Source organism: Mesorhizobium sp. M7A.T.Ca.US.000.02.2.1 (assembly GCF_003996995.1).
GTDB lineage: Bacteria > Pseudomonadota > Alphaproteobacteria > Rhizobiales > Rhizobiaceae > Mesorhizobium.
Genome location: NZ_RZTT01000348.1, coordinates 1 through 6493 on the forward strand (window position 1 = coordinate 1; position 6493 = coordinate 6493).

General features: G+C 64.0%; 8 protein-coding genes. 7 read left to right on the forward strand and 1 reads right to left on the reverse strand.

Going from position 1 to position 6493, the window contains the following annotated elements; all coding sequences use genetic code 11:
• The 5 genes from EOD15_RS25860 to EOD15_RS25880 form a co-directional block, all read left to right on the forward strand.
• The coding region (locus EOD15_RS25860; protein WP_148129641.1) for a lytic transglycosylase domain-containing protein at positions 1-468 on the forward strand (468 nt) is incomplete at its 5' end.
• Between the two features lie 5 nt (positions 469-473).
• Positions 474-962 (forward strand): GNAT family N-acetyltransferase, encoded by a 489-nt coding sequence (locus EOD15_RS25865; protein ID WP_127321348.1) that lies wholly within the window; start codon positions 474-476, stop codon positions 960-962.
• A gap of 284 nt (positions 963-1246) precedes the next feature.
• Positions 1247-2515, forward strand: coding sequence for an ABC transporter substrate-binding protein (locus EOD15_RS25870; RefSeq protein ID WP_127321347.1), 1269 nt, complete (start codon positions 1247-1249; stop codon positions 2513-2515).
• 116 nt (positions 2516-2631) lie between these two features.
• Entirely contained in the window at positions 2632-3504 is an 873-nt protein-coding gene (locus EOD15_RS25875; RefSeq protein WP_245463768.1) for a sugar ABC transporter permease, read from the forward strand.
• Position 3505: 1 nt separating this feature from the next.
• On the forward strand, positions 3506-4330 hold the full coding sequence (locus EOD15_RS25880; protein ID WP_127321346.1) for a carbohydrate ABC transporter permease: 825 nt from the start codon (positions 3506-3508) through the stop codon (positions 4328-4330).
• Positions 4331-4341: 11 nt separating this feature from the next.
• Here the strand turns inward: EOD15_RS25880 and EOD15_RS25885 are convergent, their stop codons facing one another.
• On the reverse strand, positions 4342-4677 hold the full coding sequence (locus tag EOD15_RS25885) for a hypothetical protein (RefSeq protein ID WP_127321345.1): 336 nt from the start codon (positions 4675-4677) through the stop codon (positions 4342-4344).
• 145 nt (positions 4678-4822) lie between these two features.
• Here EOD15_RS25885 and EOD15_RS25890 point away from each other — a divergent pair, with 145 nt between their 5' ends.
• Positions 4823-5566, forward strand: a complete 744-nt coding sequence (locus tag EOD15_RS25890) for a DUF899 family protein (protein ID WP_164749022.1) — start codon at positions 4823-4825, stop codon at positions 5564-5566.
• A 211-nt stretch (positions 5567-5777) separates the two neighbouring features.
• The gene (locus EOD15_RS25895; protein ID WP_127321344.1) at positions 5778-6332 is read left to right on the forward strand and encodes a DUF4142 domain-containing protein; all 555 of its coding nucleotides are present in this window, start codon (positions 5778-5780) and stop codon (positions 6330-6332) included.
• Positions 6333-6493: the final 161 nt, after the last annotated feature.

Consider the following 6493-nt stretch of genomic DNA (forward strand, 5'->3'; position numbering starts at 1 on the left):
AGCGCCTATGTCGTGCCGCAGAACCCGGCGGCCCTGGTGCAGGGTCCCGTCGGGCCGACGGAAGAACACACGACGGGCTTGCGTGGCGATGTCGAGCGGCTGATCGAAAAATATGCGGCGATCTATCAGGTGCCGGTGGATCTGGTGCGCCATGTCGTCAACCGCGAGAGCACCTTCAACCCGAAAGCCTACAACAACGGCCATTGGGGGCTGATGCAGATCAAACACGCGACGGCGCGCGGCATGGGCTATGACGGGCCGGCCAAGGGCCTGTTCGATGCCGAAACCAATCTGAAATACGCGGTGAAATATCTGCGCGGCGCCTGGCTGGTGGCCGGCGGCAACGCCAAGAAGGCCGACTGGCTCTACCAGACCGGCTATTATTACGACGCCAAGCGCAAGGGCCTGCTCGAGGCGACCGGCCTTGGCCGCGACCGCCAGCGCCGTCGCCTGCAGCCCGACGCCTGAGCGCGATGCCTGAACCGCGCCCGCCGGCTCTCAACGACATCCGGCTGCGCAAAATCCTCGACGAGACGCTGGTTCCGCCGCACTGGCCGGAGGGTTTTGTCATGCGCAGCTTCGAGCCCGGGGACGCGCCCGTCCTGCATGCGCTTTTGACCGAAGTGTTCGATGACGGCGCCGACGGTCCGTTCGATGAGTGGTGGCCGCGCATCGCCGACGATCCCGAATTCGACCCGGCACTGTGCTTCCTCGTCATCGACGCCAAGGGCCGGCTGGCGGCAGCGGCACTGTGCTGGACCCGCGCCTTCGTCAAGGATCTAGCCGTTCATCCCGAGGCTCGCGGCAAGGGCGTTGCCGAAGCGCTGATGTGGCACGCCTTCGCCGTTTTTCGCGAACGCGGCGCCGATCATGTCGACCTCAAGACGAACACGGTCGAGAATCCCGCCGCCGTCCGGCTCTATGAGCGGCTGGGCATGATGCCTGTCGCCTGGGAAGGCTAGGGTGTGCTGATATTCAGGTGAGGTCGGCCTGCAAATGATGGCTTCCTGCGCTTCCGGTGCTCACGTACCCAAAAGTACGCTCCGCTCCGGTTCTCGGAAACCACCATTTTCGACTCGGCCTGACCTGAATCTCAACACACCCTGATGGGTGTCGCCTCACGCAGGAACGGCGCGATTTGGGAACCCAAAGCGCCGCTTCGCATTCAATGGGAGGTGAGGGCCTGACAAGCTGCCGGCGGGTGGGAGCATTTCCGTGGCCGGCTGCGGAGGGACATCCACCCACCATGAAGCTTTTCCCCGCATTCCTGGCGCTCGGCATCGCCGCCATGCTGGTTGGTACGCCGGCGCGGGCCGTCGAGTTGTCGATCGTGTCGGGCGATACTGGCGACGGCATCAAGGTGCTGCGCGAGATCCTCGACCGCTATGAGAAAGACAGCGGCAACAAGGTCAGCATCGTCGTCATGCCGACGTCCGGGACCGACCAGTTCGGCCAGTACCGGCTTTGGCTCGCCGCGGGCAACAGCGACATCGACGTCTACCAGACGGACGTGATCTGGGCGCCGCAGCTCGCCAGCCAGCTCGTGGATCTGACCGCGGCGACCAAGGACATCGTAGCGGAGCATTTCCCGTCGATCATCCAGTCGCAGACCGTCAATGGCAAGCTCGTCGCCCTGCCGATCTTCACCGATGCGCCGGCGCTCTATTACCGCAAGGATCTCCTCGACAAATACGGCGCCAAGGTGCCGGCCACCTGGGAGGAACTGGCAGACACCGCCAAGCTGGTCATGGACAAGGAGCGTGCGGCCGGCAATCGGGATATCTGGGGCTTCGTCTTCCAGGGCAACGCCTATGAGGGACTGACCTGCGACGCGCTCGAATGGGTGATGTCGAATGGCGGCGGCCAGATCATCGAGCCGGACGGCTCCATCTCCATCAACAACAGCCAAGCGGCGGCGGCGCTCGATATGATCAAGGGCTGGGTCGGGACCATCGCACCGCCCGGCGTACTCGCCTACCAGGAAGAGGAATCGCGCGGCGTCTGGCAGACCGGCAATGCGGTGTTCATGCGCAACTGGCCCTATGCCTATGCGCTCGGCAACGGCGAGGGCTCGCCGATCAAGGGCAAGTTCGACGTGGCACCGCTGCCGGCCGGCACGGGCGAGGGCGCGCGCCCGGTCGCGACCCTGGGCGGCTGGAATCTCGCCGTCTCCAAACATTCGAAGCATCCGGATGCCGCGATCGGGCTGGTCAAGTTCATCGCTTCGCCCGCGATGCAGAAATACCGCGCGCTGAAGACGTCCAACCTGCCGACCATCCAGGCGCTGTATGACGATGCCGACATTGCCAGGGAGCAGCCGATTATTCCGCGCTGGAAGCAGATATTTCTCAATGCGGTGCCGCGCCCGTCGGCCGCGGCCAGGATCAAATACAACGAGGCCTCGAGCCAGTTCTGGAACGCCGTTCACAACACGCTGTCGGGCGACGGCACCGCCGCCGACAATCTGGGCGACCTCGAAGCGATGCTGACCAAGCTGAAGGGCAACGGCTGGTGACCACAGTGCCGACAGGGACCGACGCCCGTGCGGCGTCGGAGACACAGGCTGTTCGTCGTCGGCCAGCGCCGTTGACGGCGCAGCGCGTTCGCTCGGCGTGGCTTTTCCTGGCGCCAATGCTGCTGGTGCTCGCCGCGGCGGCCGGCTGGCCGCTTGCCCGCACGGTCTATTTCAGCTTCACCGACGCCTCGCTGGCCGACCTCGACGCGCGCAAATGGGTCGGCTTCGCCAATTACTTCTCGGTACTGCACATGCCGAGCGGCCGGACCCTCTATGACGGGTTGTTGGTCGATCCGGTCTGGTGGCGCGCGGTCTGGAACACGGTGCGCTTCACGGTGATTTCGGTGACCTGCGAAACCATCCTCGGCACCATCGTTGCCCTGGTTCTCAACGCGGAATTCGCCGGCCGCGGCGTCGTCAGGGCAGCGATCCTGATCCCCTGGGCGATCCCGACGATCGTCTCGGCGAAGATGTGGCAATGGATGCTCAACGACCAGTTCGGCATCATCAATGTCGTGCTGCTCAACCTCGGCCTGATCAGCACCAAGATCGCCTGGACGGCCAACGCCGACACGGCGATGGCGGCCGTCCTCATCGTCGATATCTGGAAGGCGACACCATTCATGACGCTGCTCATCCTGGCCGCGCTGCAGATGCTGCCGAGGGAGATCATCGAGGTCGCCAGGCTCGACGGCGCCAACCCCTGGCAGATCTTCTGGCGGGTGACCTTGCCGCTCATCCGCCCGGCGCTGATGGTGGCCGTGATCTTCCGCGCGCTCGATGCGCTGCGCATCTTCGACCTGATCTATGTGCTGACGCCCAACAATGTGCACACCAAGTCGATGTCGGTGTTCGCCCGCGAGAACCTGTTCGAGTTCGACAAGTTCGCCTATGGCTCCGCCGCCTCGACCTTGCTTTTCCTGATCCTCGCTCTGCTCACCATCGTCACCATCCGGATCGGCCGGATCAGCCTGGACGGAGGCCGCTGACATGTGGATCGTGAAGCGCACGGCCTTTTACCTGCTGGTCGCGGTCATCGTCTTCGTCGCGGTGTTTCCGTTCTATTACGCCATCGTCACCAGCCTGAAATCGGGGACCGAGCTGTTCCGGGCCGATCTGTGGCCGACGACGATCAGCCTCGCCAACTACCGGAATGTGCTGACCGAAGGCAGCTTCGTGCGCAACTTGCTGAACTCGCTGTTCGTCTCCGGCGCGGTGGTTGCCCTTTCGCTGTTGCTCGGCGTCACATCGGCCTATGCGCTGGCGCGCATTCGATTCCGCGGCCGCTCGGCCCTGCTGTTCATCATCCTGTCGGTTTCGATGTTCCCGCAGGTGGCGCTGCTGGCCGGGCTGTTCGAACTGGTCCGCCTGTTCGGCCTCTACAATTCGCTGTTCGCGCTGATCTTCTCCTACATGATCTTCACCTTGCCGTTCACCGTCTGGGTGCTCACCACCTTCGTCCGGGACCTGCCGGTCGAGGTCGAGGAGGCGGCGATCCTAGACGGCGCGACGCCGTGGATCATCGTCACCCGGGTCTTCCTGCCGCTGATGTGGCCGGCGCTGGCAACCACCGGCCTGCTGGCCTTCATCGGCGCGTGGAACGAGTTCCTGTTTGCCCTGACCTTCACCTCCAACAACGCACAGCGGACCGTGCCGGTGGCGATCGCGCTGCTCTCCGGCAACTCGCAGTTCGAGATCCCATGGGGCAACATCATGGCCGCCTCGGTGATCGTCACGGTGCCGCTGGTGGTGCTGGTCCTGATCTTCCAGCGCAAAATCGTCTCCGGCCTCACCGCGGGCGGGGTCAAGGGGTGAGGGACGAGTCCTCAGATGTCCGGCGCGTTGCCGATCTTCTGCTTAAGCTCCAGCGCCCAGGCGCGGCCTTCGTCGCCGCCCCACAGCAGCCAGGCAATATAACCGGCCGAAGGGTTTTGCTCATTGCCGTAGTTCCTGCCGCGCTTGTCGATCTCGTGGCGGGCGAAATAGCTGACCATGCGGCGGATGGTGGAGGGCGCGAGCTTTTCCCGGTTCTTCAGCTCGGTGGCTCGGGCGACGCCGATCTCGGTGCCGCCACGGCCGAACTCGCCGCGCAGCCTGAGGCCCTTGGCGGCATTGTCGGCCACCACTTGCGGGCAGCGCAGATCGATCTCGCCGTCGTGCATGTTGTTCCCCGGATCACGCTGCCCGAACAGGTATTACGACATCTCACCATGCGCAATAAATGTCGGGACCGATCGCTGCCGAACGTCCTTGGGTCGCAGAGCAACCGCGCCGGGACGCCGGCGCCGCGACTTGAAGGAGCCGATCATGATCACCTTTCCCAATGAATCCGCCAAATACCGCACCGCGCGCGAAAAATTGCTGAAGAAGGAAATCGAGCTGCGCCGCGCCATGGAAGAGGTCGCCGAGGCCCGGCGCGCGTTGCCGCCGGGCGGGCTGATCCGCCAGGACTATGAATTCGACGGGCTGGACGGCGATGGGAGGCCTGCAAAGATAAAGCTGTCGGAGCTGTTCGCGCCCGGCAAGGACTCGCTCATCCTCTACAACATGATGTTCCCGCGCCATCCGCAGGAAAAGCGCGAGGTGGCGACCAGCGGCGGCACGGCGAAGCTCGCCCGGCAGGACCAGCCATGCCCGTCCTGCACGGCGCTGCTCGACCAGTTCGACGGCGCGGTCGGGCATCTCCAGGCCGCCGGCTTCAATTTCGCGGTGGTGGGCAAGACCGCGCTCGAAAACCTGGTCACGCTCGGCCTCGACCGGGGCTGGCGCAACATGCGGCTGGTGTCTTCGGCTTCCAACAGCTTCAAGCGCGACTACAATGCGGAGGCGGCCGACGGCTCACAGATCCCGCTGCTGTCGGTGTTTCACCGCGACGGCGAGGGCATACGCCATTTCTGGAGTTCGGAACTGGATTTCGCGCCGACGGAGCCGGGCCAGGATCCGCGCAGCCTCGGCACCTGCGAAACGCTGTGGAACCTGATGGATTTCACGCCGGAAGGCCGCCCGAACTGGAACGAGCAGCTGCAATATGGCGAGGCGTGTTGCCACTGAAAGGCAGCTCTGGCCAGCCGCCGCGTTTCAGTTTTCGGAACATGAGTCCCATGGGCTGGCTCGAACGAGGGCATCGGCGAGCGTTCGAGTCCGGCACGGATACGGTGGGGCAATTGAGGCGACATGCGCAGGCTTCTTCCTCAAGAGCTGCAACCGGAGTGCCCAAGCGACGTTGGATTGTCCGAGGGACAATTCCAACCGGAGACATGCCATGAAAACGCTTACCATTCTGACCGCAGCAGCATTGCTTGCCGGCGCGCCGGCCTTTGCCCAGTCGAACACGACCGCCACGACCACGCCGCTCGCTACGACGACGAAGGTCGACACTTCGACCTTCATCAAGACGGTGCCGAGCGCCAATGAGTTCGAGATCGAGTCCAGCAAGCTCGCCGAGCAGAAGGCGACCGATGCCGACGTCAAGGCGTTCGCCAAACAGATGATCGCCGACCACACCAAGGCCGGCGAGGAATTCAAGGCGGCGCTTGCCCAGGGCCAGACAACCTCTGCCACCGCACCGTCCGGTCCAGCCCTGCAGCCCAAGGAGCAGAAGATGCTCGATGAATTAAAGGGCGCCAGCGGCGATCAGTTCCAGGCCAAATACATCGAGATGCAGACCAACGCCCACAAGGAAGCCGTGGCGCTGTTCAGCGGCTATGCGCAATCCGGCGACGACCCGGCGATGAAGGAATTCGCCAAGAAAACCCTGCCGACGCTGCAGATGCACGAAAAACACGTGAAAGAACTGGCCGCAGCGCATCAGGGGTGAGGGCGGTTCAAGGTCGACGCTCTATGGCGCCCCCCTCTGTCCTGCCGGACATCTCCCCCTCAAGTGGGGAGATTGGCCGTCGTCACTGTTTTCGCCAATTTTCAACGTTGCAAGGTGAAGGCCGGCCCCAAAGCTGCCAATCTCCCCCCTTGAGGGGGAGA

What these genes read in the sequence shown, in the direction of transcription:
- EOD15_RS25875 (WP_245463768.1), top strand. Translation starts at nt 2,632, where the DNA reads ATGCTGCTGGTGCTCGCCGCGGCGGCCGGCTGGCCGCTTGCCCGCACG.
- EOD15_RS25865 (WP_127321348.1), top strand. Translation starts at nt 474, where the DNA reads ATGCCTGAACCGCGCCCGCCGGCTCTCAACGACATCCGGCTGCGCAAA.
- EOD15_RS25880 (WP_127321346.1), top strand. Translation starts at nt 3,506, where the DNA reads ATGTGGATCGTGAAGCGCACGGCCTTTTACCTGCTGGTCGCGGTCATC.
- EOD15_RS25870 (WP_127321347.1), top strand. Translation starts at nt 1,247, where the DNA reads ATGAAGCTTTTCCCCGCATTCCTGGCGCTCGGCATCGCCGCCATGCTG.
- EOD15_RS25890 (WP_164749022.1), top strand. Translation starts at nt 4,823, where the DNA reads ATGATCACCTTTCCCAATGAATCCGCCAAATACCGCACCGCGCGCGAA.
- EOD15_RS25885 (WP_127321345.1), bottom strand. Translation starts at nt 4,677, where the DNA reads ATGCACGACGGCGAGATCGATCTGCGCTGCCCGCAAGTGGTGGCCGAC.
- EOD15_RS25895 (WP_127321344.1), top strand. Translation starts at nt 5,778, where the DNA reads ATGAAAACGCTTACCATTCTGACCGCAGCAGCATTGCTTGCCGGCGCG.